Annotated in this window: 26 protein-coding genes and 1 tRNA gene; 17 read left to right on the forward strand and 10 right to left on the reverse strand. The window is 65.2% G+C overall.

Annotated elements, in window-relative coordinates; all coding sequences use genetic code 11:
* The first annotated feature begins 145 nt into the window (after positions 1-145).
* A complete protein-coding gene (locus tag B5F70_RS06445) occupies positions 146-1,555 on the forward strand; it encodes a methyltransferase domain-containing protein (protein ID WP_087204744.1) in 1,410 nt (469 codons plus the stop codon).
* Positions 1,556-1,837: 282 nt separating this feature from the next.
* On the opposite strand, the gene B5F70_RS06450 is transcribed toward B5F70_RS06445, so the two are convergent.
* Together B5F70_RS06450 and B5F70_RS06455 are read right to left on the reverse strand one after the other, a co-directional pair.
* Positions 1,838-5,926: an FtsX-like permease family protein gene (locus B5F70_RS06450; protein WP_087204745.1), complete on the reverse strand. Its 4,089-nt coding sequence runs from the start codon at positions 5,924-5,926 to the stop codon at positions 1,838-1,840.
* Positions 5,927-5,938: 12 nt separating this feature from the next.
* Positions 5,939-6,640, reverse strand: a complete 702-nt coding sequence (locus B5F70_RS06455; protein WP_087204746.1) for an ABC transporter ATP-binding protein — start codon at positions 6,638-6,640, stop codon at positions 5,939-5,941.
* Positions 6,641-6,877: 237 nt separating this feature from the next.
* On the opposite strand from B5F70_RS06455, the gene B5F70_RS06460 reads away from it, so the two are divergent.
* Positions 6,878-7,438 carry a TetR/AcrR family transcriptional regulator gene (locus B5F70_RS06460; RefSeq protein WP_087204747.1) on the forward strand — a complete coding sequence of 187 codons (561 nt, stop codon included), beginning with the start codon at positions 6,878-6,880 and terminating at the stop codon, positions 7,436-7,438.
* A 2-nt stretch (positions 7,439-7,440) separates the two neighbouring features.
* Here the strand turns inward: B5F70_RS06460 and B5F70_RS06465 are convergent, their stop codons facing one another.
* Positions 7,441-7,812: a MerR family transcriptional regulator gene (locus B5F70_RS06465; protein WP_087204748.1), complete on the reverse strand. Its 372-nt coding sequence runs from the start codon at positions 7,810-7,812 to the stop codon at positions 7,441-7,443.
* A 230-nt stretch (positions 7,813-8,042) separates the two neighbouring features.
* Positions 8,043-9,122 carry an ATP-dependent 6-phosphofructokinase gene (locus tag B5F70_RS06470; protein WP_087204749.1) on the reverse strand — a complete coding sequence of 360 codons (1,080 nt, stop codon included), beginning with the start codon at positions 9,120-9,122 and terminating at the stop codon, positions 8,043-8,045.
* Positions 9,123-9,286: 164 nt separating this feature from the next.
* On the opposite strand from B5F70_RS06470, the gene rph reads away from it, so the two are divergent.
* The 6 genes from rph to B5F70_RS06500 all read left to right on the forward strand — a co-directional run bounded on the left by rph (position 9,287) and on the right by B5F70_RS06500 (position 12,622).
* The gene (gene rph, locus B5F70_RS06475) at positions 9,287-10,030 is read left to right on the forward strand and encodes a ribonuclease PH (RefSeq protein ID WP_087204750.1); all 744 of its coding nucleotides are present in this window, start codon (positions 9,287-9,289) and stop codon (positions 10,028-10,030) included.
* A 2-nt stretch (positions 10,031-10,032) separates the two neighbouring features.
* Positions 10,033-10,674, forward strand: a complete 642-nt coding sequence (gene rdgB / locus B5F70_RS06480; RefSeq protein WP_087204751.1) for an RdgB/HAM1 family non-canonical purine NTP pyrophosphatase — start codon at positions 10,033-10,035, stop codon at positions 10,672-10,674.
* Position 10,675: 1 nt separating this feature from the next.
* Positions 10,676-11,134 (forward strand): D-aminoacyl-tRNA deacylase, encoded by a 459-nt coding sequence (gene dtd, locus B5F70_RS06485; RefSeq protein WP_087204752.1) that lies wholly within the window; start codon positions 10,676-10,678, stop codon positions 11,132-11,134.
* Between the two features lie 166 nt (positions 11,135-11,300).
* Positions 11,301-11,597 (forward strand): Veg family protein, encoded by a 297-nt coding sequence (locus B5F70_RS06490; protein ID WP_087204753.1) that lies wholly within the window; start codon positions 11,301-11,303, stop codon positions 11,595-11,597.
* Position 11,598: 1 nt separating this feature from the next.
* Positions 11,599-12,498: a 4-(cytidine 5'-diphospho)-2-C-methyl-D-erythritol kinase gene (ispE, locus tag B5F70_RS06495; protein ID WP_087204754.1), complete on the forward strand. Its 900-nt coding sequence runs from the start codon at positions 11,599-11,601 to the stop codon at positions 12,496-12,498.
* 47 nt (positions 12,499-12,545) lie between these two features.
* Positions 12,546-12,622, forward strand: a tRNA-Pro gene (locus B5F70_RS06500).
* Here the strand turns inward: B5F70_RS06500 and B5F70_RS06505 are convergent.
* Positions 12,611-13,102 (reverse strand): YitT family protein, encoded by a 492-nt coding sequence (locus B5F70_RS06505; RefSeq protein ID WP_087204755.1) that lies wholly within the window; start codon positions 13,100-13,102, stop codon positions 12,611-12,613. The genes B5F70_RS06500 and B5F70_RS06505 overlap by 12 nt on opposite strands.
* Between B5F70_RS06505 and B5F70_RS10855 the strand changes: the two genes are divergently transcribed.
* Positions 13,101-13,802, forward strand: a complete 702-nt coding sequence (locus tag B5F70_RS10855) for a hypothetical protein (protein WP_087204756.1) — start codon at positions 13,101-13,103, stop codon at positions 13,800-13,802. The two genes, B5F70_RS06505 and B5F70_RS10855, sit on opposite strands and share 2 nt — an antisense overlap.
* Here the strand turns inward: B5F70_RS10855 and B5F70_RS06515 are convergent.
* Positions 13,760-14,848 carry a MupG family TIM beta-alpha barrel fold protein gene (locus B5F70_RS06515; RefSeq protein WP_087204757.1) on the reverse strand — a complete coding sequence of 363 codons (1,089 nt, stop codon included), beginning with the start codon at positions 14,846-14,848 and terminating at the stop codon, positions 13,760-13,762. The genes B5F70_RS10855 and B5F70_RS06515 overlap by 43 nt on opposite strands.
* Before the next feature lie 149 nt (positions 14,849-14,997).
* Positions 14,998-15,909, reverse strand: a complete 912-nt coding sequence (locus B5F70_RS06520) for a PEP phosphonomutase (RefSeq protein ID WP_087204758.1) — start codon at positions 15,907-15,909, stop codon at positions 14,998-15,000.
* Positions 15,910-16,471: 562 nt separating this feature from the next.
* On the opposite strand from B5F70_RS06520, the gene tatA reads away from it, so the two are divergent.
* From tatA to B5F70_RS06560, 8 genes are all read left to right on the forward strand, one after another.
* Complete coding sequence (gene tatA, locus B5F70_RS06525) at positions 16,472-16,735, forward strand: twin-arginine translocase TatA/TatE family subunit (RefSeq protein WP_206383515.1); 264 nt, start codon at positions 16,472-16,474, stop codon at positions 16,733-16,735.
* 110 nt (positions 16,736-16,845) lie between these two features.
* On the forward strand, positions 16,846-17,319 hold the full coding sequence (gene greA / locus B5F70_RS06530) for a transcription elongation factor GreA (RefSeq protein WP_087204759.1): 474 nt from the start codon (positions 16,846-16,848) through the stop codon (positions 17,317-17,319).
* A gap of 93 nt (positions 17,320-17,412) precedes the next feature.
* Positions 17,413-19,431, forward strand: coding sequence for a lysine--tRNA ligase (gene lysS / locus B5F70_RS06535; protein ID WP_087204760.1), 2,019 nt, complete (start codon positions 17,413-17,415; stop codon positions 19,429-19,431).
* Positions 19,432-19,697: 266 nt separating this feature from the next.
* Positions 19,698-20,387 (forward strand): hypothetical protein, encoded by a 690-nt coding sequence (locus B5F70_RS06540; protein WP_087204761.1) that lies wholly within the window; start codon positions 19,698-19,700, stop codon positions 20,385-20,387.
* Positions 20,388-20,545: 158 nt separating this feature from the next.
* The gene (locus B5F70_RS06545) at positions 20,546-20,920 is read left to right on the forward strand and encodes a hypothetical protein (protein WP_087204762.1); all 375 of its coding nucleotides are present in this window, start codon (positions 20,546-20,548) and stop codon (positions 20,918-20,920) included.
* A 344-nt stretch (positions 20,921-21,264) separates the two neighbouring features.
* Complete coding sequence (locus B5F70_RS06550; protein WP_087204763.1) at positions 21,265-21,942, forward strand: helix-turn-helix domain-containing protein; 678 nt, start codon at positions 21,265-21,267, stop codon at positions 21,940-21,942.
* A 379-nt stretch (positions 21,943-22,321) separates the two neighbouring features.
* Positions 22,322-22,774: a GNAT family N-acetyltransferase gene (locus B5F70_RS06555; RefSeq protein ID WP_087204764.1), complete on the forward strand. Its 453-nt coding sequence runs from the start codon at positions 22,322-22,324 to the stop codon at positions 22,772-22,774.
* 29 nt (positions 22,775-22,803) lie between these two features.
* Positions 22,804-24,144 carry an MFS transporter gene (locus tag B5F70_RS06560; RefSeq protein ID WP_158094951.1) on the forward strand — a complete coding sequence of 447 codons (1,341 nt, stop codon included), beginning with the start codon at positions 22,804-22,806 and terminating at the stop codon, positions 24,142-24,144.
* Here B5F70_RS06560 and B5F70_RS06565 read toward each other — a convergent pair.
* The 3 genes from B5F70_RS06565 to accB all read right to left on the reverse strand — a co-directional run.
* Positions 24,092-25,108 carry a DMT family transporter gene (locus B5F70_RS06565; RefSeq protein ID WP_087204766.1) on the reverse strand — a complete coding sequence of 339 codons (1,017 nt, stop codon included), beginning with the start codon at positions 25,106-25,108 and terminating at the stop codon, positions 24,092-24,094. The two genes, B5F70_RS06560 and B5F70_RS06565, sit on opposite strands and share 53 nt — an antisense overlap.
* Positions 25,109-25,265: 157 nt before the next feature.
* Positions 25,266-26,621, reverse strand: coding sequence for an acetyl-CoA carboxylase biotin carboxylase subunit (gene accC, locus B5F70_RS06570; protein WP_087204767.1), 1,356 nt, complete (start codon positions 26,619-26,621; stop codon positions 25,266-25,268).
* A gap of 15 nt (positions 26,622-26,636) precedes the next feature.
* Positions 26,637-26,913: acetyl-CoA carboxylase biotin carboxyl carrier protein (gene accB, locus B5F70_RS06575; RefSeq protein ID WP_087204768.1), on the reverse strand; the 277-nt coding region annotated here is incomplete at its 5' end.

Genomic DNA, 26,913 nt, shown 5'->3' on the forward strand with positions numbered 1-26,913 from the left:
GTCCCGTCCCTTGGGCAGATTTCGTCGTGGCCGAGGACGGATTTCTCCGCAGGCTTGTTTTGCCTGCGGCTTTGAACGTCTTTCCGTTCGTCTTACAATTGACTCGGACGCCTTCTGAGGAGCGCAGCTTGAGAGGTGGGTTCGCATGGACACGTTCGATGTTTTCATCTCTTTTAAGAACACGGGCGACGATGGCCGTCGTGCCGACGATGCGATGCTGGCCGAGCTCGTCTACAAGGAGCTTTGCGCGCGCAAGATCCCTACCTTCTACAGCAATGTGACCTTGCTTCAGCTTGGCGAGAGCATCTACAAGCGCTCGATCGACGGCGCGCTTGATACGGCGAAAGTACTCGTCGTGATAGGTACGCGGCTCGAGTATATCGAGTCACGCTGGATTGGCTACGAGTGGCAGAGCTTCCATTCCGATCTGCTCGACGGAGTCAAGCCGGATGGCGAGATCATTACCTATACGCGCGATATTGACCCGCGTGCCCTGCCGCGTGCGTTGAGGAGTTACCAGAACTGCAATGCGGCCGAGATGAACGTCGACGCATTCTGCGATTTTGTAGAGCAGGCGCTCCGGAAACTCGAAAAGCCCGCGGTTGCACCAGATCTTAAGATGCCGCAGCCCGTGGATGATCTCGATGTCCATGATCCGTTCTCCAATGTGTTTCTCGAGGCCAAGCGGCACCGCAAATCAGCGTATTCCTCGACGTACCACCATGAGGCGTCGCGCCTCAAGGTCCAGGCGTCGAATTCGCGGTCTTCGGATGAGCTTGCGCTCGACTTCATCGAGCGCTCAGGCGGTTTGCCCGAGCATGCCGTGGTGCTTGACGCGGGTTGTGCATATGGGTATGTGGCCGAGGACCGTTTTGGCAACATGGACCGTGTCGATACGATTCTTTGCATCGACAACAATGCCGAGGTCATCGAGCAGGCGCGCAAGATGCACGACAACCCCAAGATGATTTTTGAGGTTGTGGATCTTGAGAGCGAGCGCTTCTCCGAGGAGTTTCGCGCCGTGCTCGACGCGCACGGCCTCGATGCGATCGACGTGCTCTTCTCGGCGCTTACCCTGCATCATCTCAAGAACCCGCGTAAGGTGCTGCGTCAGCTCCGCAAGTTTGTGTCACGGGACGGCTGGATCATCTTGCGCGGGTCCGATGATGGCAGCAAGCTCTGCTACCCTGACCCCCATAACCTCATGAAGCAGATCATCGAGAAGAGCCTCACCGCCGAGGGCGTCTCGGACCGTTTGAATGGCAGGAAGCTCTTCACCCAGCTGGCCGATTCTGGCTTTCACGATATTCGCGTGTTCAGCAACATGAAGGACCTGAGTGCAATAGACTACGATGATCGCGAGGCGCTTTTTGAGGAGAGCTTTGCGTATCGGAGCGATTACTTTCGGAAGGCGTACGAAAAGGATCCGACCGACTTGGCGCGTAGGAACGACTATGAATGGATGAGAGCGGCGCTCGAACTATTCGAGCAGCAATTTTGCGAGCGAGCTTTCTGGTATTGCGAATATGACTACATTGCGGTCGCGCGTCGGTAAAGTGCACATGTGGGGACGGGTTCAATTCGTGCAATACGTGCGCGCAGCGGGATTTGGCCTCGCGCCGTTCGCCGAGCAACTCAGATCAGGAGGAAGGCGGCGCCCAACCCGAGCCGCCGGGTAGACGGTTCTGCTCGACCACACGCGAGTTGCACCTTTACCCGTGGGACCGCTGTATTTGCCGGATAAGCCCCCTGTCACGAGGGCTGATGCCATCAGACAACGGCGACGCAATCTGTCTGCGATGATCGCGTCGCCGCATTTGGTGGGGTATCTTGGGCGCTACTCGGCGCTCTTGAGCGCCTCCACCATCACCACGCGGTCGAGCATGCGGTTACAGATCCTGCTCACGGCGATGGCGAAGACGGTCGAGAACGCCGCCGCGAGCGCATAGCACCATGGGTCGACCACCACATCGAAGTAAATCGAGGGCATCTTGAGGATGACCGTGAAGCTCTCGGAAAGCGCCCATCCGGCGGGGAGCCCCACCAGAATGCCCAGGAGCGTGAGCACGAGCGTCTCCTTGTTGATGTAGGTGCGCACCTCGCGCTTGCGGAATCCGAGCACCTTGATGGTGGCGATCTCGCGCTCACGCTCGCCGATGTTGACGGTCGAGAGCGTGAAGAGCACTACGAAGGCGAGCCCCGCCGCTAGGGCGATGACCACGTAGACCACCACGTTGATGAGTGTGAAGCTCTGCTCAAACTGCTCGTGCATCTTGGCAACGCTCGTGATGGAGAGCCACTGCTCCTCGCCGTCGAGCGTGTCGGCAAAGGCCGCCTGCTCATCGTTGGTGCCCGAGAGGTGGCAGAAGAACCCGTTGAACTCGAGCGGGCCAAAGAGCTCCTCATAGGCGTCCTCGGTTAGGTAGACGGCGTTGCCGAGGTAGTTGCGCGTGATCGCGGTAAGTGCGACGTCGGCCTCGTCGAGCGCGCTCGTGGTGATGCGCGCCGTATCGCCCTCGACAAGCCCGAGCACCGTGGCGGCGTTGTTGGTTATGACCGCACCGGCCTCCTCGAGGTCGATCGCGGCTCCGCCGAGCTCCTCGAGCGAGACGTAATCGGTAATCGAGGCGCCGCGCGGAATCACGTAGAGCTGCATGCTCTCCTTGGCGCCCGCGTACTCCACGGTGATGGTGTCGACGCCGATGGGCTGGATGCTCGTGACCTCGGGCGCGTCCTCGAGCTCTGCCAGGCAGGATGCGTAGTCGCCGGTGGTGGTCGCCGCCATGAGGTCGTAGCGGTAGATTTGCTCGTACTGGCGGGGCGCCAGCGACTCGACGGTGTTCTTGATGGCAAAGCCGCAGATGAGCAGTGCCGTGCAGCCCATGATGCCAAAGACGGTCATGGCGAGGCGCTTCTTGTAGCGGAAGAGGTTGCGCGCCGTCACCTTGTTGAGGAAGCCCATGCGGCGCCAGATGGGGCCGATGTGCTCGAGGAAGATGCGCGACCCGGCGCGCGGGGCCTTGGGTCGCATGAGTGTGGCCGGGGTCTCGCGCAGGTCGGCGCGGCAGCTGAGAAACGTCGAGCCGCCGATGCCCACCACAAAGGCAAGGATGCCGAGCGCCGCGTAGAAGGCGCTGAAGTTGAGACTGAAGAGCGGCAGCAGGTACATCGCCTGGAAGATGTAGTAGAGGATGTAGGGGATGAGCACAAAGCCCGCGATATCGCCGATGATGCCGCCGATGAGCGCCGCGGAGACGGTGTAGACGAGGTACTTGGAGAGAATCCGCGCCTTGGAGTAGCCGAGCGCCTTGTACAGGCCGATGAGCCCGCGCTCCTCGTCCACCATGCGCGTGGCGGTGGTGAGGCTCACGAGGATGGCGACCACATAGAAGATGACGGGGATGATGCGCGCGATGGCCTCGATGGAGGACGCATCGGAGTCGACGCTCGAGAAGCTGCCGAGCCCCGAGCGGTCCTGCACGTACCACGTGGCGTTCTCCACCTCGGACACCTGCTGGCGCGCGTCGGCGATCTGGTCGGCGGCGTTCTGGCGCTCCTCCGCGAGGGTGGCGCGGCCGTCGTCGATCTCTGCCTGACCGTCGGCGATCTGGGCGAGACCGTCCTCGAGCGTGGCACGGGCATCGGCGAGCTGGGCGAGGGCGTCGGCGCGGCGCTGGTTGAGCTCGGCCTGGCCTTGAGCGAGCTCGGTCTGGCCGGCGGAGATGGTTGCGGCGTTGGCGTCAAGAAGCTGCTGCGCGGCGACGAGTTGGTCGTAGGAGTCCTGCAGCGCCTGCCACCCCGCGTCGATCTCGGCCTGTTGCGTGGAGAATTCCTGTTCTGCGACGCGTATGGCCTGCTCGAGGGCTGCAGAAAGCAGGGGGAGGGCGCTCTCGGCTTGGGCGAGCCCCGATGCCGCTTCGATGCGGCCGTTGGCGAGAACGGCGGCGTTCTCCTCGCGTGCGGGATCGGCAAGGCCGGAGAGCTTCTCGCTGAGGTTGCTCAGGCCCTCTTGGAGAACGTTGAGTCCGTTGAGGGTGGCTTGAAGTTGTCCGAGGTCGGCTGCTAGGGCGTCGCGCTGTTGCTGCGTGCTAGTCTGCTCGGCGCGTTTCTGCACGAGTGCCTCGGTGAGCTCAGTACGCTTCGCCTCAAGCTCGGTTCTGGCGGGGTCATCCGCAGGGATAGTTTCGAGCTTGGCATTGACCTCATCGAGCTCGCTTTGCGTGGCGTCGATGTCATCGGCGAGCGTTTGCAGTAGCTGGTCGAGGGGGGCAAGGTCGGCCTCCGCCTTCGTGATGCCGGCTTCAACCTGCTGGGTCTTGGTGTTGAGCGCGCCAGCAATCTCCGGCTCCGCTTGCTCGATAACGGTATTCGCTTCGCTCACGGCTTGGACAAAAGCTTGCGCCGCTTGGTCGGCGGCGGCCGTTTCCGGGGAGTCCACGGTCTTGACGGCATCCCATGCGGTGCTGATGCTCGTCGCCTCACCGCGGAGCTGCGCGGTGAGGCCTGTGAGCATGGTGGATACGTCGGAATCTGAGCCGGAGCCGGTTGTGCCGTCGTCCGTCCCACTTGAGGCTTCGATTTGCTCTAGTCCGTCGGCGAGTTGCGTCAATCCATCGGCCAGCTGTGTCACACCGTTGTCCATCTCGTCAATTTGCGCCGGCAGCGTGTCGACAACTGCCTGCGCCTCGTTGCGCTTTGCCTCGAGGTCGGCAATGGTCGTGTTGTAGAAATCTTCTCGTGCGGCATCGAGCTGCGCCTGCCCATCTTCAAGCTTTTGTTTGGCTGCGGGGAGCGCGGCGTTGTAGGCGGTGATACCCGCCTCGAGGTCGGCGCGCCCCTGCTCGAGCTGCGCCAGGCCCTCGGCGAGGCTCGTGCGATTGGTATCGATCACCGCTTGGGCGTCGTTGAGCTGGGTGAGCGCATCGGCCTCCTGACGGTCGAGCTCGGCCTGTCCGTCGAGCGCTTCGGCCAGACTCTCGTCGAGCGTGGCCTGCGCATCGTCCAGTTCGCGCTCCGCGTCGGCGAGCTGCTGCTCGGCATCGGCCTCGCTTTCGGCGATGGTATCAAGCGCATCGGCCTTGAGCTCGTCAGCCCGTGCGCGCTCGCGCTGCGGCGCGAGCTCCTCCACACGGTCTTGCACCTCGTCAACGCGCGCCTCGTACTCCTCCGAATAGGCGGAGAGCCCCTCGGCGCCCGAAACGCGCAGGTACGCGATGGTAAAGGCAGCGTCATCAGACACCGCATCGCGGCTCACAAAGAAGGTGTAGTCCGATGAGGTTGCAGCGCGGAAGGCAACCGGCCCCTCGGGCTGCGTGATGTTGGTGGGATCGATGACGGACCCCACGATGGTGTAGGTGCCGCTCGGGATGGTGGGGTCGGTGGCGCCGTCGCTCGAAGAATCGTCCTCGGCCGTATCTCCGCTCGCGGTGTCGCCGATATCGGAGAGGCCGGTCGGGTCGTCCTGGGGGCTGCTCTCAAACGTGAGCGTGTCGCCGACCTGCTTGCCCGTTGCGTGGAGGTAGTTCTCCGTTACCGCGACCTCGCCCTCGCCCTCGGGGAGGCGCCCCTCGCTCACGTACGGCTCGTTGATAGAGGAGTCTAAGAGCGCCTTGACGGAGACCGTGGCGCGCGAACCGTCCACGCGCGTGTAGGCCTCCTGCTCATAGCCGCCCTCGGCAGCCGAAACGCCGTCGATGGCGGCGAGCTCGTCCACATCGTCTTGCGTGAGGCCGTAGGTCGACTGCACCGAGATGTCAAAGAGATTCTGGCGGGCGTACAGGGCGTCCGCTGCCTCGCGCAAATCGAGGCATGCCATGGAGAGGCCCGTGAGCATGGTGGCGCCGAGCGCCGTGATCGCGGCGATGGAGATGAAGCGCTTCTTGGTGTGGCGGATGGTGCGGACGATGTCCTTGGTGAACGCGTTCATGGGGCCCTCGCGCTACCACTCGATGTCGGCGATGGGCGTCGGTGCGGGGTTGAGGCTCATCTCCGTGACCTTGCCGCTCTTGAACCGGATGAGGCGGTCGGCCATGGGGGCGAGCGCCGAGTTGTGCGTGATGATGATGACGGTGATGCCGTCGCGCCGGCAGGTGTCCTGCAAGAGCTGCAGAATCTGCTTGCCGGTCTGGTAGTCGAGCGCGCCCGTGGGCTCGTCGCAGAGCAGGAGCTTGGGGTTTTTGGCGATGGCGCGTGCGATGGAGACGCGCTGCTGCTCGCCGCCCGAGAGCTGGGCGGGGAAGTTGCCGAGGCGGTCGGCGAGCCCCACCTTGGTCAGGGTCTCTGCCGCGTCGAGCGCGCCGGGGCAGATCTGGCTCGCGAGCTCGACGTTCTCGAGTGCGGTGAGGTTGGGGACGAGGTTGTAGAACTGAAAGACGAAGCCCACGTCGGTGCGCCGGTACTCAACGAGCTCGGCCTCGCTGGCATGCGAGATGTCGCGCCCATCGACCCGGACGGTGCCGGAGGTGAGGGTGTCCATGCCGCCGAGGATGTTGAGCGCGGTGGTCTTGCCCGCGCCCGATGCGCCGAGGATGACGGCGAGCTCGCCGCGCTCCACCTCAAAGCTTGCGCCGTCGAGGGCGTGGATGAGGGCCTCGCCCGATCCGTAGGCCTTGACGACGTCCGTGAACTCGATATATGCCATGGGCCACCTGCCCGCTCGTTGTCGGGGCGCTGCGCGGGGCAGCCGCCGGGTTGATTACTCGACATCGTGTTGTCTACCCAGTATAGTGGGGGCATCGTCCGCTCACGGGGGAGACTCGACACCGGTCGCGTAATTGTCGAGTGGACGCGCGGGCGTTCCCGTCTGCGCGCATGAGCGGGCGGGCGTGTCCGTCGCCGCGGCGATGCGGGCGCGGGCTGTGCGAGGGGAGCGTGCACGATGAAGAAGCAGCCGCAGGTTACCGAGCAGACGCGGGCCAACCTTACCCAGGCGTTCTGGTCGCTCTACCTCGAGCGCCCCATCGAGAAGATCACCGTACGCGAGATAACCGAGCGCGCCGGCTACAACCGGGCGACCTTCTACCTCTACTATCACGATGTGTACGATCTCTTCGAGCAGCTGGAGCGCGATATCCTCACGCAGGTGCAGGTGCTCGTGGACGAGCACCTGCTCGCGGGAGACACCCTCGACTTCTCTCAGCATATGGGGCTTATCGTGGGGATGGCGCAGCGTTTCGATGGATTTATGCCGCGCCTTATCGCAGGGGACCCGACCTTCGGCGAGCGGCTCAAGCGCATCATCGCCCCGCTGCTCGACCGCTTCATCATTCCGGAGCGTGGGCTCAATGCGCCCGAACAGGAGATTCTGCGCGAGTTTTACCTGTCGGGGCTGCTTGCCGCCATCAACACCTGGATGGGGCAGGAGGACCGCATGCCCATCGATCGGCTTATCTCGCTCGTAGTTGCCGTCGCGCTGCCGAGCGAGGTGCGGCAGGCGTAGGTCTAGCTGAAGCGCTTCTCGGCCTCGAGCATGTTGCTGTAGTTCTCAATCTTGTGGTTGAGCCGGTCGAGTCCCGCCTGCATCTCGGCGATGCGCGCCTGAGCGATGCTGCGCTGCTCCTCGAGAATCGCCTTGCGCTCGGCAATGGTGGTATCGCCCAGGTCGAGCAGGCGCATGTACTCCTGCAGCGCCTCGATCGAGACGTTGGCGCCGCGCATGCACTTGATGAACTCGATGCGCCCGCAGTCGGCCTCCGAGTAGTCGCGCACGCCGCTGGCGGTGCGCTTGATGCGGGGCAGCAACCCGATGCGCTCGTAATACCGCAAGGTGTCGGGGGTGATGTCAAACTGCTGGGCTACTTCGGCGATGCGCATGAGGATCCTTTCCACGCTGCTGTGTAAGGTATAGCGCATCGAGCACGCTCAATGTCAAGATGCTGGCGGTAAAGAAACGGGCATGAAAGAAAGTAAGGCCGCAGGACCGGGCGACACGTGAGAGAGGTGCTGCCCGGTCCTGCGGCCGGAGCCCCTCATGCTCAGGCAGCTGCAGGGCATGAGGCGGCTTGAGGGGCGAGTCGCAAGGCCGCGGGTGTGCCGAGGGGCGCCTACTCGTCGCCGAAGCTGATGCCGAGCGCCTTGGCCTCGCGCACAAGATCGCTCTTGGGGTCGACGTACTTGAGCTTGCCGGCGACCTCCTCGAGCGGTACGCGGCACATCTTGCCGTCGACCTGGGCGACCATGAAGCCGTACTCGCCGTCGAGGCAGCCGAGCGCGCCCTCCACGCCGCACTGCGTGGCAAAGACGCGGTCCTGCGCATCCGGCGCGCCGCCGCGCTGGGTATGGCCGGGGATGGCCACGCGCGTCTCGCGCCCGGTCTTCTCTTCGATCTCGCGGGCGATGTCGTAGACGATCGACGGGCTCGTGCGCTCGGCGACCTTCTTCTTGTACTCCTTCTTGGAGAGCTTCGCGTCCTGCTTGGAGATGGCGCCCTCGGCCACCGCGATGATGGTGAAGCGGCTGCCGGTCTTCATGCGCTTCTCGATGGTCGCGATGACGTTCTTCATGTCGTAGGGGATCTCGGGGATGAGGATGACGTCCGCACCGCCAGCGACGCCGGCGTACAGCGGGATCCAACCCACCTTGTGACCCATGATTTCGATCACAAAGACGCGCCCGTGGCTCGATGCGGTGGTGTGGATGTCGTCGATGCACTTGGTGGCGACCTCCACGGCGCTCGTGAAGCCGAAGGTCATGTCGGTGCCCCAGGTGTCGTTATCGATGGTCTTGGGGAGGGCGATGACGTTCAGCCCCTCCTCACGCAGGCGATTCGCCGTCTTGGTGGAGCCGTTGCCGCCGAGCATGAAGAGGCAGTCGAGCTCCAGCGACTTGTACGTCTTGATCATGGCGGGGACCTTCTCCACGCCGTCGGCCTCAGGGATGTCGAGGCGCTTGAATGGCGTGCGGCTGGTGCCCAAGATGGTGCCGCCGCGCGTCAGGATGCCGCTGAAGTCGCGCGCGGTCATGCGGCGGTAGCGCCCGTAGATGAGGCCCTGGTAGCCGTTCTCAAAGCCGTAGATCTCCACGGGTTCCTTGCTTTTGTTGATGAGGGTCTTGACGATACCACGCATGGTGGCGTTGAGCGCCTGGCAGTCGCCGCCGCTCGTGAGCAGGCCGATTCGCAACATACGGTTCCCCCTAAAGGACAGAAGATGCAGATGCGAAAAGTATAGTCCTCCCGCGCGGGCGGGTGCGCGACGCTGCCGGGACGGGGACGATTTATGCGCTCCCCTCGATTTGTGCGATACTGACGGCACGCAAGAGAGGCTTTACGCACTAAAGGAGCTATCCGATGGACATCATCCCGTACAACCGCGCCGACGGGCGCGCCGCCGACGCCTTGCGGCGCGTCACCCTCACCCGCGACGTGCTCAAGCACGCGCTGGGGTCGTGCCTTGTGACCTTCGGCGACACCAAGGTGCTCTGCGCCGCCACCATCGAAGAGGGCGTTCCCGGGTGGCGCCGGCAGAGCCGGCAGGGTTGGGTGACGGCCGAATACGCGATGCTTCCCGCCTCGACGGGCCGCCGTTCGCCCCGCGAGCGCGGTCAGCGCAAGGGCCGCAGCATGGAGATCGAGCGGCTCATCGGCCGCAGCCTCCGCACGGTGGTCAACATGCGCGCCCTCGGCGAGTACACGGTGACCGTGGACTGCGACGTCATCCAAGCCGACGGCGGCACGCGCACGGCAAGCGTCACCGGCGCGTGGGTGGCGCTGCACGACGCGCTCATGACGTGGGTCGATGCCGGCAAGATCCCCCGTCTGCCGCTCACCGGCCAGGTTGCGGCCGTGTCGATGGGCGTCGTCGACGGGGCGGAGCTCCTCGATCTGGACTATCGCGAGGACAGCCACGCCGAGGTGGACATGAACCTCGTCGCGACCGATACCGGCGAGATCATCGAGATCCAGGGCACGGGTGAGCAGACGCCGTTCACGCGCGATCGCCTGAACCGGCTCATGGATCTGGGCGAGGCGGGCATCAAGCGCCTCATCGCCCTGCAAAACGAGGTAACGGCCTTTCGCGACGAGGAGGAGTAGCCATGGCGCTGGAGCACATCGATCCCGCTGAGCTCGATCCGCAGAAGACCATCGTGGTCGCGACGGGCAACGCCCATAAACTCACCGAGATCGAGGCAATCCTCGGTGCGGCGCTGCCCGGCACGCGCTTTGTCGCGGTGGGACAGCTCGGCGATTTTGAGGACCCGGAGGAGACGGGCACCACGTTTGCCGAGAACGCCCTCATAAAGGCCCGTGCGGCGGTGGCCGAGACGGGCTTTACCGCCGTGGCGGACGACTCGGGGCTCGTGGTCGACGCCCTCGACGGCGCGCCCGGCGTGTACTCGGCGCGCTACGCGGGCGTCCACGGGGACGACGCCGCCAACAACGCCAAGCTGCTCGAGGAGCTTGGTCAAGTGCCCGCCGCTGAGCGGACGGCGCGCTTCATGAGCGTGGTCGCGCTCGTCTATGCGGACGGGAGGGTCCTCACCGGCACGGGCGCCTGCGAGGGCACGGTGGGCTTTGCCGGGCGTGGCACCAACGGTTTTGGGTACGACCCGCTCTTCTTGCCGGCGGACACCCCGGGCAAGACCATGGCCGAGCTCACGCCGGAGGAGAAGAACGCCATCAGCCACCGGTTCCACGCGCTCGAGGACCTCTGCGGCAAGCTCGCGGCGGGGGCCTAGGGTGCGCGCCGTCATCCAGCGCGTGGCGGAGGCCGAGGTCACCGTCGCCGGCGAGACCGTTGGCGCCATCGGGCGGGGCTATCTCATCCTGTTGGGCGTGGGCGCGGCAGATACGGCCGCCGATGCCGACCGCCTATGGGCGAAGATCCGCGACCTGCGCATCTGCGAGGACGAGCAGGGCAAGACCAACCTCTCGCTCACGCAGACGGCGGGCGAGGTGCTCGTGGTGTCGCAGTTCACGCTCTATGCGGACTGCCGCCGCGGGCGCCGTCCCTCGTTCACCGCGGCGGGCGACCCGGCGCATGCCGAGGAGCTCTACCGGTATGTTGCCGAGCTCGCGCGCCGCGACCTCGGACACGTGGAAACGGGATCCTTTGGTGCGCATATGCAGGTGCGCCTGGTGAACGATGGGCCCTTCACCATCGTGCTCGATACCGATGAGCTTGCGCCGCGCTCCTAGGCCCCTCACCGAAGCCCCGCCGCGTTCCGTTTCTCCACCGCATCCCCACCATAGACCGACGCGTGCGTGCAAATGCAGGGATAACCTGCTATAATGCCCGCGTTTGTCTATGTTGGGGGTATGCTGCCCCTTTGCAGCGCGCCCTCTGGCCGCGGGAGGCTTGTCAATGGAAGAGATGCCGGTCAATCACGTCGACGAGATCAAGGACACGCTTGCCAGCATGGTGGGCGAGCGGGTGCGTGTCAAGGCCAATATGGGCCGCACGCGCGTCGTCGAGCGCATGGGCACGATCAAGGCCGTGCACCCTTCGGTGTTCGTGGTGGAGTCCACGGAGCGCCGTGGCCGCACCTCGCGCCAGTCCTACCAGTATGTCGACGTGCTGACCGGCACGGTTGAGCTGTTCGACATCGAGAGCGGCCAGCACATCTTCACGCCGCTCGGCAACCAGCTCGAGGAGCACTAGCATGCCGCGGACCCCGGGTAAGTTCATCCTCATCTCCGCTCCGGCTAAGATCAACCTGTACTTGGGCGTGCACGCGGAGACGGATGACCGCGGCTACCATCGCGTCGACTCGGTTATGACCACCATCAGCCTGTCCGACGTGGTGGCGATTGCTCCCGCCGAGGAGCTCTCGGTTCACACGGTGCCCGCCGCCGACTACCCCATGGAGCAGAACTCCGCTTATCGGGCGGCGCGCGCGATGGGCGAGGCGTTTGGGCGCGAACCAAACTTTGCGATTCTTATCGATAAGCACATCCCGCAGCAGGCGGGGCTGGGAGGCCCCTCGACCGACGCGGCTGCGACCATCCTGGGCATGGTGACGTACTGGGGTCTGGACGCCCGCGACCCGCGCATCGATGCGGTTGCGCGCCGCATAGGTGCCGACGTGCCGTTTTTCCTGTACGGCCCGCCTGCGTACTGCGACGGCGCGGGCGATACCGTACGCGAGATGTTCCGCCCGCTCACGGGCACGCCGGTCGCGCTCGTGCGTCCCCAGGGCCCCGGGGTCTCCACGGCAGAGGCGTACCGTCGCTTTGATGAGAGCCCCGTCGCCCTGCCGCCGCTCGAGCCCCTGCTCGAGGCTCTCCGCAAGCACGACGAGACCGAGATCTTCGCCAACGTCGCCAACAATCTCGCGCCGGCGAGCTGCGAGCTGCATCCCGCTATGGCGGAGGCGCTTGCTTGGATCGGCGACCAGCGCGATGTGCGCGCTTCTGCGGTCGCGGGCTCCGGCTCGACTGTCTTCGCCATCTGCAACACGCAGATGGCGGCAGAGGCCATCGTGCTCGCCGCCCGCGCACGCGGCTGGTGGGGCGAGGTTGCCCAAATGGAGAAGTCGGGCCCCTATATCTCGGTCGGCTAAAAACTCTAGCCATGCGCGGCGGCTTTGTGCTATCATGTCCTCCGCTTCGGGTTGTGGCTCAGTTTGGTAGAGCACCGCGTTCGGGACGCGGGGGTCGCTGGTTCAAATCCAGTCAACCCGACCATCGTAATGATGCAGGCCAGAGGGATGCATTCCTCTGGCCTGCTTTGCTATCAAGGCGTTCCGGCTTTTGGGTGCCCGGCGTAACAGGACTCTCCGTGCGGAAGACGTTCACCACCGCGCTGCCGTCGCGCACGCGGATGAGGTGCATGATGTCGTCGATCTCGTACGAGGATACGACGGTGGTGATCAGCCAATAGCGCTTGCGGCTGCGGCCGCCCATGACCTCCACGACAGAGGACCCGTGCTTGTGGATCTCGTTGTAGTCCGCGAGAATCTGTTCGGGGCGCGTCGTGGTGATCTGCAGCGTCACGCGGTCGTAGCGGGTGTAGAACATCTCGATGGCCTTGGTGGAGATGAACTGGAAGATGATAGGGTAGGCTGCCGCCTCCCAGCCGAACAGGGCGCCGAAGATGAGGAGCACAGCGCAGTTGCCCGCGAAGATCAGGCCCCAGATGGACTGACCGGTCTTGTTGGACACCATGAGCGAGATGAAGTCCGTGCCAGCGGTGCTCGCGCCGCCGCACGAGGTTCATGCGCAGCTCGGCATCATTGCGGAAGTCGAAGCGGAACGCACGCCAGACGGTCTCGATCATGTCCGCAGCGAGGTTCCACGCCTCGTCGGTAATCTCCAGGTTCTCGTCGGATGCGTCCTGCAGGTGCGGCGGGCTGCCGCCCTCAACAAGGTGCTTGCTCGCCAAGTGGATCGCGATGTAGGCGATCTCCTCCTCGGGCAGGTCGATATCGAAGCGGAGCTCGATCTCGCCGGCGACGGTGCCGGCGACGGTGCTGCACGAGTTTTCGAGGCTGCGTGCGCATGGGCTATGGCCTGCGGCGATGTTGCGGGATGCGGAGACATGCGGGGGCATCGGTGCCGAGAAGGGCGGATTTTCCTTCTCTGTCAGAGAAGCTTCCGCCATGCCCAGCGGTTCGTTTTCGGGGCTGGACGGCTTGTCACGATGCGCAACCGTTCCTCCGCGGGGCTTACGCAATCTTTACATGCCCACCGATTGCGTCGGACAAAACCGACAGCTGTCGCGTTATGCGGACGAATGCCGTGCCATGACAGCGGCGCCGCCTCCTTGAGGGAGACGGCGCCGCTGTGGAACGGGAGGCGGCTTTGGATGCTCCTGCTCGGCCGCTATGCGCGCACGAATGCGAAGGGGTGCTCGCTTCTGATGTAATCGAGTAGGAAGAGCTCCTCGGCGGGAATGCGGCCCACGAGGTTGCGCGAGCCGTCGTTGGCCATATCACGCAGGGCGACATGGAGCTCGCCGCGATAGTGCGCGAGGTTGTCGTTCACCACGAGGACGTCGCCGCGATGGAACACCTCCGGCGCGGTGCGCGCCGGGATGCTCGTGCCGCGGAACTCCATGCGCGGCCAGCTGGAGCGCAGCATGTAGGCGGAGGAATCGGGGCGCTCGGTGTGGTCGAAGTCCCACAGGACGCGGCATTCGGTCTCGGTTGCGCCCTCATCGAGGTCGATGCGCATGGTGGTGCGCGTCGTGTCGACGGCCGCCATGGCGGCGAGTTCCTCGGCGCTGGCGAAGGCGTTGCCGATGATGATGTCGTCGATCAGACCGGTGGCGATCATGTGACGCACCTGCAGGTCGATGGGGCGATGACGGTCGTCCTCGCAGGTGGGCAGGCCCGCGAACACCGGCCAGGGGCCGAAGGTGCCCTCCTGCTGGCTCGAGACGAACGCGGCGGTCTGGAAGCCCAGGGACTTGTACTTGTACGAGAGCTCCCAGAAGCGCTCCTCGGACATGCCGGTGTAGGGCTCGGGATAGAAGTTCGCGCAGGTGACCATGTTGCGCTTGTCGGCGCCGCGCTCGGCGAGCAGGTCGATGGGCAGGTTCGAGCTACCGTTGAACTCGATCTGGATGCCCTCGCGGTTGCGGGTGAGCATCATGTCGCCCATGTCGCCGAAATGCCCGTCGAGGCGGATGATGTCGACGTCGAGCTCCTTGAAGGGGGTGAGGTCGGAGGGGGTGGCGCCCAGGCGCTCGAAGACCTTCTCGTTCGTGTCGACGGCGACCGTGAAGCCGAGCTCATGGGCCTTCTTCATGAAGTCGCCGAACTCAGCGATGGTGCCCTCAGCGTCCTTCTCCACCGAGAGCAGGCAGGTGAAGATGCGGCTGAAGCCATTCGCCGCCGCGAGCTCCATGTAGGCGTAGTCCTTGTCGGGGGTGGAGTGCTCGGGATAGAGCGAGATGCCGAGACGATGCATGGTAATTCCTTTCTCTTATGGGCTCCGGCGGCAGCTGCTTGCAGCCGGATGCGGCCGGTTTGCGTGCGCACGCGCCATCGCGAGGAGCCATCTCGAGAGGTGCGACGGTGCGGGCGCGATGGGGGTGCGGGCACGTGCCCGCGTCGGCGTCAGCGGTTGATGGAGCGGGCCATGCGCAGGTACGTGTGGCGCTTGCCGCGGATGGCGATGCTGTAGGCCATGAGGTTCTCGGGATTCAGGCCGCCCACGCCGGCGTCGCCCACGTGGTGCAGGTCTGTGCCCGTCATCTTGCACATGAGCGCTATCTGCTCGATGGTGGCCGCGCTCGCACCCTCCTGCGAGGTGCCGATGGCCGTGAGCGAGAGCTTGCCCAGGCTGTGGATGTAGGAGACCATGTCGTGCACGAACTCGAAGGTCACGCCGGGGACGGTGCCGGGGGCGGGCAGCAGGATGACGTCGGCACCGGCATCGGCGAACGCGCGGACCATGTCCCGGGAGACGATGTTCACGCCCGCCTCGTCTTTGGAGCCGGCCGCGTGCATCTTGCCGGCGAAGATCATCATGGTGTCGCCCACCGCCTCGTGCATGGAGCGAACGGCCTTAAGGATTGCCGCGTTGTCGACGCCTGTGCCGGGGTTGCCGGTGAGCAGGATGAAGTCGAAGCCGAGGTCGCGGGCGCGCAGGGCGTTCTCGACGGTGCCGGCGCGACCGGCGGGCATGTCCTCCTGCTCGCCGAGCGTAGCGGAGTCGCCCACCGGCTCGAGGTTCAGGCCGACCAGGCGGCCGGTGTAGCGCTTGAGGGTGCGGATGGTCTCGGCCGGCTCGCAGTCGATGCCGGCGATGTGCGGGTGCTCGCAGTCGAAGGCGTTCAGCAAGATGAGGTCCGCGCCGAACGCGCAAGCGACCTCCGGATCGGAGATGGGCTCGAGCATCATGGTGTCGCGGAACAGCGAGAGCTCCTGGACGATCACGCGCCCTTCGCTCGCCTCGATGGCGTCGAGGCGCTCCCGGCGACCCATGCGCGCGAGGTCGGACGTATCGCAGTTGAGTAGACGCTTCATAACACGGCCTTTCTTTCGCTGCCCGCGGGGCGCGGCGTGCACTACGGTCGCGGTGCGGGCATGCTCCCCAATACTCGGTGCGGGCATGCTCCCCAATACTATATATTCTAATGGCGGAGGATGGGCGACTCAATCGGATGGGATGCCGCCCGTCTGCGCGCGAGGCGGCAGCGAAGGTGAACGTAGCTTGGGGTTTCCGCGCGCTGACCCGGGTATACCATCACGATGGAGTTATGCGCTGCTGCCGGATGCTGCGCCGCGACGGCGATTCATCCGGGCGCCATCGCGGGGGTCGCTGGTTCAAATCCAGTCAACCCGACCATCGCAATGATGCAGGCCAGTGCGGATATCCGCGCTGGCCTGTTTGCGTAGAGGTGCGGGTCATGCCCGTCTGCTTACGCAAGCCTTACCGTGCGTGTCCCCTGGCGCCGACAACGTCGCAGGTTGGGGGCGCATAGCGAGTCCGCGGGGCCGCACGTGTAAATTGTGGCGAGGTTGTTCGGCCCGCGCTCGCGCGGTATACTCTTGCGAGTTGTTTCGACGAATCATTGGGAGGAAAACAATGGGTTTTCTGCCGAAGGGTACCGAGTGGATCATCATCCTCGTCATCGTTCTGGTCATCTTTGGGCCTAAGAACCTGCCGAAGCTCGGTGCTTCGCTGGGCAAGACGGTGAAGAACCTCCGCGAGGGCATGCAGGGTGATGACGAGGCTACCGCCGAGGAGTCCGAGGCTCCCGTCGAGGACGAGAACGACGCTAAGATCCGCGAGCTCGAGGAGCAGCTTGCCGAGGCTAAGAAGAAGAAAGAGGGGCAGGACGCTGAGTAGTCCCGCGCCTATAGGGAGCGTGTGGCGACCGGCGTGCCCTGGGGGTACCGGTCGCCTTGTCATCTAGGTCCAATAGGGCCATCGCCAAGAACAAGAGCAAGGAGCACAACATGGCGGTAAGCGACATCGTACTGACAGCCGAGGGCCGTCAGAAGCTCATCGACGAGCTCGAATGGCGTGAGGGCGATCTTACCAAGCAGATCGTCGAGCGCATCAAGACCGCGCGCGACTTCGGCGACCTTTCGGAGAACTCCGAGTACGACGACGCCAAGGAGGAGCAGGCTAAAAACGCCGCCCGCATCGCCGAGATCCAGTCCATCCTGGCCAACGCCAAGGATGCCGAGACGGTCGATCATACGCTCACCGTCTCCATCGGCTGCACCGTCGACCTCGTGGACGGCGACGGCGTTGCGGTGACCGTTACCCTCGTGGGTACCACCGAGACCAACTCGCTCGAGCACAAGATCTCCAACGAGAGCCCCGTCGGCCGCGCCATCATCGGCCACGGCGAGGGCGAGACCGTCGAGGTCGTGACCCCGTCGGGCAAGAGCCGCGTCTACACCATCACCAAGATCTCGCGCTAGGCTGCGGTCCGGCGCTGTGCACGTACGCTTTGCTCCCCGGGATCGCATGCCCCGGGGAGCTTTTTGTTGATGAGAGTCTGAGGAGCACCATTCATGGCAGATACCGAGATGAACCAAGCCGCTGAGGCGGCGCCCGATACCCTAAACGACGAGCGCGCGCACCGTCTTGCCAAGCGCGCCGCGATGATCGAAGCGGGGCGCAACCCCTACCCCGAACACTCAGATGTGACCGATTACGTCTCCGCCATCGAGGAGCGCTATGCGACGCTCGCCGACGGCGAGGACACCTCCGACGTCGTCAAGATCGGCGGCCGCGTGGTGGCCAAGCGCGGCCAGGGCAAGATCATGTTCGTGGTGCTGCGCGACCCCACCGGCGACATCCAGCTCTTCTGCCGCATCAACGACATGCCTGCCGAGGCGTGGGATCTTCTGGGCGAGCTCGATCTGGGCGACATCGTGGGCGCCGAGGGCATCGTCGTGCGCACCCGCCGCGGCCAGCTCTCCGTCGCACCTCGTGCGCTCACGCTGCTCAGCAAGGCTGTGCGGCCGCTCCCCGAGAAGTTCCACGGCCTCTCGGACAAGGAGACCCGCTACCGCCGCCGCTACGTCGACCTCATCGTCAACGAAGACGTGCGAGCAACGTTTGCCAAGCGCTCCGCCATCATCTCGGCCTTCCGCCGCTACATGGAGGAGACCGGCTACATGGAGGTCGAGACCCCCATCCTGCAGACCATTCAGGGCGGCGCCACCGCGAAGCCGTTCATCACACACTTCAACGCGCTCAACCAGGAGTGCTACCTGCGCATCGCCACCGAGCTGCACTTAAAGCGCCTGCTGGTGGGCGGCTTTGAGCGCGTGTTCGAGATCGGGCGCATCTTCCGCAACGAGGGCATGGACCTCACCCACAATCCCGAGTTCACCACCATGGAGGCGTATCGCGCCTACTCCGACCTCGAGGGCATGAAGGAACTCGCCGAAGGTGTCATCAAGGCCGCCAATGTCGCCATCGGCAACCCCGAGGTCATCGAGTACCAGGGCCAGACCATCGACCTGTCGGGCACGTGGCCGAGCCGTCCCATGACCGAGATCGTGTCGGAGGCCATGGGGCGCGAGCTCACGCTCGACACGCCCCTCGAGGAGCTGCGCGCCGCCGCCGCCGAGGCGGGCATCGAGGTCAATCCCGCTTGGGGCGCCGGCAAGCTCATTGCCGAGATCTATGACGAGAAGGGCGAGCCCTCGATTGTGAACCCCACGTTTGTGGTCGACTATCCCGTCGAGGTGTCACCGCTCGCCAAGCGTCGCGAGGACGACCCGCGCCTCACGCACCGCTTTGAGCTCGTGATCGCCGGGCACGAGTACGCCAACGCGTTCTCCGAGCTCAACGATCCGGTCGATCAGGCCGAGCGCTTCCGCAAGCAGGTGGAGGAGAAGTTCGCCGGCGACGACGAGGCCATGGAGTACGACGAGGATTACGTGCGCGCGCTCGAGTACGGCATGCCTCCCGCAGGCGGCATCGGCATCGGCATCGACCGCGTGGTCATGCTGCTAACCGACTCGGCATCTATCCGCGACGTGCTGCTCTTCCCGCACATGAAGCCCGAGAAGGGCGCCTCCTCCGGTGCCGCCGCGGCCGCCGCCGCAACCGACGGGGCCGTCGCAGCTGTTGCCTCTGACGCCGACGCCGCGAGCCCCTCTCCGTTCGTGACGCCCAAGCTCCCGACCATCGACTATGGCAACGTGGCAGTGGAGCCGCTCTTCGAGGACCTCGTTGACTTCGACACGTTCTGCAAGAGCGATTTCCGCGTGGTGAAGGTCAAGGCGTGCGAGGCGGTCAAGAAGAGCAAGAAGCTGCTGCAGTTCACGCTCGATGACGGCTCGGGCACCGACCGCACCATCCTCTCCGGCATCCATGCGTACTACGAGCCGGAGGATCTGGTGGGGAAGACGTGCGTTGCCATCGTCAACCTCCCGCCGCGCAAGATGATGGGGATCGACTCCTGCGGTATGCTTATCAGCGCTGTGCACCGGGAGGGTGAGGGCGATGATGCCGAGGAGCGCCTGAACCTCCTCATGCTCGACGACCGCATCCCGGCGGGCGCCAAGCTCTGCTAACAACAATCTCCGGGCGGTGTTCGGCGCCGCTTGAGATGCAACACAAAAGGGCGGCTGGAAACGGTCGCCCTTTTTGTTATCTGGTGCCAACCGCTACGCTATTCACTACAAGTAAATACGCTAAAAAGACTACGAAATAAACTACAAAATACTATACTTCTCACATCCTAGGGACAGATGGCCGGGGAGAGGGTGATCGGTATGCGGACGATCGGGGAGGCGTCGTAGCGTCTTGTCGCAATCGACGGCTGATCGAAGGAGGCGTCATGGATAGTCAAAGGATTACGGAGAGCTCTCAGCACGTAACGAGGGGCGGCAGCGCCCTCTCGCAGGTCCTTTCCGCCGCGCTCTGCGATGTCTACGCCCATAGGGACAACTATGAGTTATCGGAGTATTCCGAGAACGGCCTCATGGTCGTCGTGGCCGAGGATGCCTATTTCTCGATCGTGTTTTTCCAGATGACCGAGCCCTTGGGATGGGACGGCCTTGAGCTTCTGAGGGGTCCCGATTATTGGCGCTATATACCCGACAAGGTGATCGTCCACCTTGATTTCAAAGGCTTGCGCGGCGGCTGCATCTCCGAGCGGTTGTGCCAAGGCTTCGAGGAGTCTACGCAGGAGCTCGAGGATCTGCTCAAGCTCATCGGGGGAATCTGCGCATGGCAGAGTGGTCTCCCGCGCAGCAGGGGTCGGAGCGGCTACGGGTGGGAGTATCCCCATTACGTGCCCTGTGATGTGCTGATCTGTGGCCGCCTGCGGCACCTGAAGATCGTGCAGAACGTTATAGAAGAGCTTTATCCGTATGCGGGGGTTCACATTGCCTCGGATGAGGACCCGACCGCAGCCGTTGAGCCGCATGTTCGCGCATGGTTCGAGCGAGCGATTGATGACTGGCTAGAGGGGCTCGCCGATGACGGGCCGACGCACGTCCTTCCGGGGGCAAGGCCGTGCCCATAAGGTGGTGCAGGATGGGGAGGATTTTCGGTCCATGCAAGCTTGATGATCACGGGGAGCGGTGAGGGCAAAAGCGGGGCGAGGGTCATGCTCGGCCGGCTGCGGCGGCGCGTCACTTCGCCACCAAACTCAAGTGCCCATTCACGGTACGGGGAGGAGCTATGGTCAAAACCGACAAACACGTCTGGGTCGTCAGAAGCACCGAGGGGCTCGCGCGGGCAATCGACCAGATCCGCGCGTATCGTGAAGACTTCGCAGAGGCGTATGCGGAGGCTCATGAGGGCCGCGCCCCAGATGAGCGCGCGTATCCCGAAGAGACCGTCGTGCTGAGTCCCGATAGCGATGCCGAGCTCATGCGCTTGGGACGCTTCGACGAGAAGTTCTTCTTCCTGCCCACGCCGGACGAGTGCCGCGCCATCGCGACGCTCCACCTTGCAAGCAAGCATGCATGCTCGCCGATGTGGACGGGCGCGCCCTGGCCGACGGGGACGCGCTCGCGGGAGCGCTCGAGGGGGATGCGTATCGCGCCCGGATAGAGCGCGCGGGGGAGGACGCCCGGTCGCTTGCCGACGACGCCCCGTGGGACGCCGTCGCGCATGGCTACCGCGCGGCCTGCGCGGCCATGCTCGCCGGGGAGATCTTCGACGTCGCCGGTGCGGGCCGCGGGCGTTAGATGTTCGACATGCCGCCGGCGTAATAGGTGCAAAACAGGTAAACTAAAGATAGGAAACGAGGTAAAAGCTGTAATAGTGTTTCAGATATTGCTAGCTCTTACCATCAATTGTAGCCATTGCGCGCAATAGATGCGGGCGTGCTAGCATCGCGTAAGGAATAGTGCCGAGAGGCCGTCCGCCGAGGCGGTCATGTGAGGGAGCCGGATATGAGGGAGTTCACCGTCGCCGAGATCGCCGAGCTGCTGGATGTCAACGAGGAGACCGTGCGGCGCTGGCGCATCCGCGGCCGCAACGGTGTGCAGTTGGCGGTGCCGAGCGCGGGCGACCGCCCGGGGCGCAAGGGTTACCGCATCACGTCCGAGGCGGTCCGGCATTTTCTCGCCATGAATCCGAGCCTCATGACCGTTGCCATGCAGGAGGCGCTGGCGCAAGACGGGGCATCGCCGCAGACGGCCACATCGGCTGTGCCGCAAGCGGGCGCCACGCCGGCAGCGGGCGCGGCGGCGATCGGCGCCAGTGTGGGCACTGCGCTCGGGATGACGGCTTTGCCTGCACTGGGCATGGCGTCGCCGCTTCTGGGTGCCGCTGCCGCCGGCCTCTCGTTTCTCGGCGCGCGTCGGCACAGCGCGCAAGCCGCGCCCCAGGGCGTCGACGGCCAAGAGCCTCGCGCGTCCGAAGCGGCGGAGCCGGATGCGCAGGTCCACCCGTGCGAGGCACGTGAGCAGGCGGTCATGCGCTCGCTTCTGGAGGAGAAACTCGCCGTCCGCGCCGAGCTTGAGGAGCGCCTGCGCGCGGTGAACGAGGAGATCGACGTGCTGGCGGCGTATAGCGGTCTTTCCGCCGACGCCTCGCCGGACGCCCCTGCGGACGGTGTCTCCCTGTGAGGATCGCGGCGCAGGGGCAAAGAGGTGACGTGCAGAAGGTCGCCGCGGCTGTTCTCCCCTAAACCTCGCTACCGGAGGGCCGCGCTGGCGAATCGCACGAGGAGGCCGCCGCGGAGACGGCCGTACACGTGGCCGATCTCGCGCTTGAGGACGACGCGCCTGATCGCGCGGCTGCGCTTGCCGCCGACGCCCTCGCCGACGAGAGTTTGGACGACCTCGTCGGTGCGCCAGCTCTGGTGGCGAGTGGGTTGCCGTACGGGTGGGGGCGAGGCGCGGGCCCAAACGCCCGGCTGGTATGATAGGGGATGGGTGGAGTAAGCCGGCACGGGCTTTGCCGAAAGATTGCTGTGTTGCGGGACATGCATCGCGGAGGTTTTCGATGATTGAGCGCGTTGAGGGCGATCGGCGCCGTTTTATGCCCCTGCTTTTGCTGGCAGACGAGCAGCCCGAGATGGTCGAGCGCTACCTTAACCGCGGGGACCTGTGGATATGCACGCAAGATGCCGGAGCATCGGCCATCGGCGAGTGCTTGGTGACCGACGAGGGGGCGGGCGTATTGGAGATAAAGAGCCTGGCCGTTGACCCGGTATATCAGGGCAAGGGCTATGGCCGGGCGCTTATCGAGCATGTGACGCGATACTATGCGGGCCGGTTCCACACGCTGCAAGTCGGCACGGGGGACAGTCCGCTCACGGTGCCCTTTTACGAGCGCTGCGGCTTTACGCGCGGCACGGTGGTACCCAACTTCTTTCTCGAGCACTACGACCATCCCATCATCGAGGCGGGCGTGCAGCTTGTCGATATGGTCTATCTCTCCCGCCCTCTGCGCTGAGCCTATAATGGGCAGGCGGAGGGATGCGTATGCAGCATGCAGAAGAAGCGGATGTGGCGAAAGCGGCGTCGCGGGCGAGTACCGCCCCCGGTAGGCTGACGCCTGCGCAGCTGCACGTGGTGATAACGCTCGGGTTCTGCGGTCTTGTCTCGGCGGCAGATAACTGGTTTGTCTCCCCGGCGCTTCCGGCCATCGCGTCCACGCTTGCGGTCGCGCCGACGGTCGCCGCAATCATCCTGACCGCGTATCTTGTGCCCTACGGCGCGCTGCAGCCGGTGTGCGGGCGCATTGGGGACGGCGTGGGCCGTCTTCGTCTCCTGCGTATCATCGTGCTCGGTCTCGCCGTCGGTACGTTTCTCTGCGCCGCGGCTCCGAGCCTTTCGCTTCTGGTGGTCGCGCGCATTGTGACCGGCTGCTTTGCGGCGGGTATCATCTCGGTGTCGCAGGCGTTTGTGGGAGATGTGGTGGGTCGCGAGCACCGTGCAGGCGCGGTTGGCATCCTCATGGGCATCACGTTTGCCGGGCAGGGCCTCTCGGCGGGTCTCGGCGGCATCCTTACCGATGCGGTGGGCTGGCGCGCGGCGTTTACCGCGTTCGGCGTGCTCGCGCTTATCGCGTGGTTCGGGCTGTTCACCCTTCGGGAGCCGGCGCATACCAAGGCCGGGGTCGTAGGTAGGGCAGATGCGGAAGGGGCGCAGGGGCCCGAGAGCGGCGCTATCGGCGACGGTGGCGCCGAGGGCGGTGCCCGTGCATCTTGCCGTGCTTCGGCAAACCCCGTGGTGCGTTTTGCTGCCGACGCCCTCCGTATCTTCTTCGGTCCCCATCGCGCGGTCTTTCTGCTCGCCTGCTCGACCGGCGTCCTCTTTCTCGGCACCTACGGGCTCATGGGCACGTTTCTAGCCGAGGCATGCGGCCTCACTCCTACGGAGTCCGGCCTCGTCATGATGCTGTACGGTGTGTTCTGCCTGTTAGGGGGTGCGCTCTCGGGGAGGCTCGGGGCGCGCCGCGGGCTCAGCCATGTCATCTCGATCGGTGAGGTGGCGGGTCAGGTGGCTGCCTTGGCCCTCGTCCTCTCTTGGGCGACCGGCTCGTGGGCCCCGGCGCTCGTGGCGGCGGCGAGCCTCGGCCTCGGCTATATCCTCGTGCAGCCCACGCTCGTGACGCTTTCCATGGAGGCCGACCCTGCGCAGGCGGGGCTCTGCACGGGCCTCATCGGGTTCGCGGTCTTCGCGTGCGGCGGCGTGGGCTCCGCCCTCGGCACCGCCCTGCTTGCGGCGGGCGGTTACGGGCTGCTGTGGGCCGCGGTGCTCTGCTGCCTTATCGTGCAGGGCCTGGTGAGCCGTCGCGTGCTGCCGGTTGGGGCCGATTGACCAGCACGATGCCGACGACGATGAGGGCGAGCGCGAGCGCGGTCTCAAGCCAGGGGAGCGTGGCTCCCTCCCCGAGCAGGATGCTCGAGAGCACCACGCCAAACACCGGGTTCATAAAGCCAAAGATGGTCACGCGCGACGTGGCATTGTATTTGAGCAGCACCGACCAGAGCGAGTACGCCACGCCCGACACGCAGGCGAGGTAGCCGATCATGGCGAGCCCGGCGGGGGTGATGCGGGGGAGGCTGCCGCCGAGGGCTAGCCCCGCACCGGTGAGCACGAGCCCGCCGAGCACAAACTGATAGCCGCTGAGCGCGACGGGATTCTCGCGCTGGGCGTAGCTGTGGATGAGTGCGGACGAGACGGCGTAGGAGCAGGCGGCGATGAGGATAAAGCCCTCGCCGGTAAGCGTGACGGCCCCGCCCATGTCGCCCCCGGTGAGGTTGACGATGATGACGCCGGCAAAGCCGATGGCGCAGCCGAGGACCTTGCGCACGGTGAGACGCTCCTGCCGGAACACGAGGGCGGCCACGAGGACGCAGAGAAACGTGCTCGTGGCGTTGACGATGGAGCCGCGCACGCCCGACGCATGCGATACGCCCACGTAGAAGAACGCGTACTGCACGATGGTCTGGGCGAGGGCGAGCTTGACGACGAGGGGCCAGCCTGCTCGCGAGACGCGGGGCAGCCGGCGCTCGGCAATCGATGCCGCTGCGAGGGCGACAACGCCGGCGAGCATAAAGCGGACGCCGGCAAACACAAACTCAGAGGGTACGTCGCCGGCGGCGATGCCGAGAAGCCCGTAGCCGATTTTGATGCACGGGATGGCGCTGCCCCACAGCGCGCAGCAGATGAGCGCCAAGGCGGCCACGCACCAGGTGCGGGTGAGGAGCGGGCGCGGGGCGAGGCGGCTCGCCTCTGCCGTTTGGTGCAAGGTCGGCGAGGCCGATGCGGGGTCTGGCATATTCCTCCCATACAACGAGCGGAAAACGCCGATGATACGCGCAATAGCATGATACGCGCAACAGCACCAAAAAACGGGCGCATCCTGTTGCCGTTGACGCGGCGAGGGGATGCGCCCGTGTGCACTCCGGGGGACTGCCGGATGCCGACGTGCGGGTCTACGCCAAGAACTGCGGCATGTGTGTGGGGATGAAGTCGGTGTACACGATGCCGGCGGCGTAGTCGGGCTCGCGGACGACGGCGCGGTGGAACGGCAGGGTCGTCTTGATGCCCTCGATCTCAAACTCGTCGAGGGCGCGCCGTGCGCGGGCGAGGGCGGCGTCGCGCGTGGGGCCCCACACGATGAGCTTCGCTACGAGCGAGTCGTAGGTCGGCGGTATCGTGTAGCCCTCGTACACATGGGTGTCGACGCGCACGCCGGGGCCGCCGGGGAGGCGCAGCTTGGTGATGGTGCCCGGGCACGGGCGGAAGTTGTGCTCGGGGTCCTCGGCGTTGATGCGGAACTCGAAGGCGTGGCCGTCCGGCGTGTCGATACCGCCGTCCGCAATGGTCATGGGCTCGCCGGAGGCGATGCGCAGCTGCTCGCAGACGAGGTCGGTGCGGGTGATCTCCTCGGTCACGGGGTGCTCGACCTGGATACGCGTGTTCATCTCCATAAAGTAGAAGCTGCCGTCCTCGTCGAGCAAGAACTCGATGGTGCCGGCGTTGGTGTATCCGGTGGCGCGTACGGCGCGCACCGCGGTCTCGCACATCTTGTGGCGGAGCTCCGGGGTGAGGGCGGGGCTCGGCGCCTCCTCGCAGAGCTTCTGGTGACGGCGCTGCACGGAGCAGTCGCGCTCGCACACGGCAGCCGCATGGCCAAAGTTGTCGGCCATGACCTGCACCTCGACGTGGCGCGGGCGGGTGATGAGCTTCTCGAGGTACACCTCGTCGTTGGCAAAGGCCACGCGGGCCTCGGCGCGGGCCGCCTGGTACTCGTGCTCGAGGTCGGCGGGGTCGTGGACCTCGCGCATGCCCTTGCCGCCGCCGCCGGCGCTCGCCTTGATGAGCACGGGGTAGCCGACCTCCTCGGCAAACCTTGCCGCCTCCTCGACGGTCTCGACGGCGCCGTCCGAGCCGGGTACGGTGGGAACGCCCGCCGCCTTCATAGTCTGCTTGGCGTTGCTCTTCTCGCCCATGCGGTCGATGACGTCGGGATCGGGGCCGATAAACGTGAGGCCGTTCTCCAGGCACTTGCGCGCAAACTCGGCGTTCTCGGACAAGAAGCCGTAGCCGGGGTGCACGGCCTCGCACCCGCGTGAGACGGCGGCGCCGATCAGGCGCTGCATGTCGAGGTAACTTAGAGCGGAGGGCGCGGGGCCGATGCAGACGCGCTCGTCCGCCTCCTCGACGGCCGCAGTCAGACGGTCGGCGGTGGAGTAGGCGATGCACGACGTCACGCCGAGATCCTTGCAGGCGCGCACGACGCGCAGGGCGATCTCGCCGCGGTTGGCGATGAGAATCTTCTTAAACATGGCACTCGCCTGTCCTTAGGCCGTGGGCTCGAGGTAGAACAGCGGCTGGCCGAACTCAACGGGCTCGGCGTTCTTGCCGCAGACCTCGCGCACGATGCCGTCCTCCTCGGCGGTGATCTCGTTCATGAGCTTCATGGCCTCGACGATGCAGAGGGTCTGGCCGGCCTTGACCGTGTCGCCGACCTTCACGAAGGGGTCGGCATCGGGTGCGGGCGCCTGGTAGAACGTGCCGACCATGGGGCTCTCGACGGCCTTCCAGGTGGCAGGACGGTCGGTCGCGGCGGGGGCGGCG

The sequence above is a fragment of the Collinsella sp. An268 genome, from assembly GCF_002159765.1.
Lineage (GTDB): Bacteria > Actinomycetota > Coriobacteriia > Coriobacteriales > Coriobacteriaceae > Coprousia.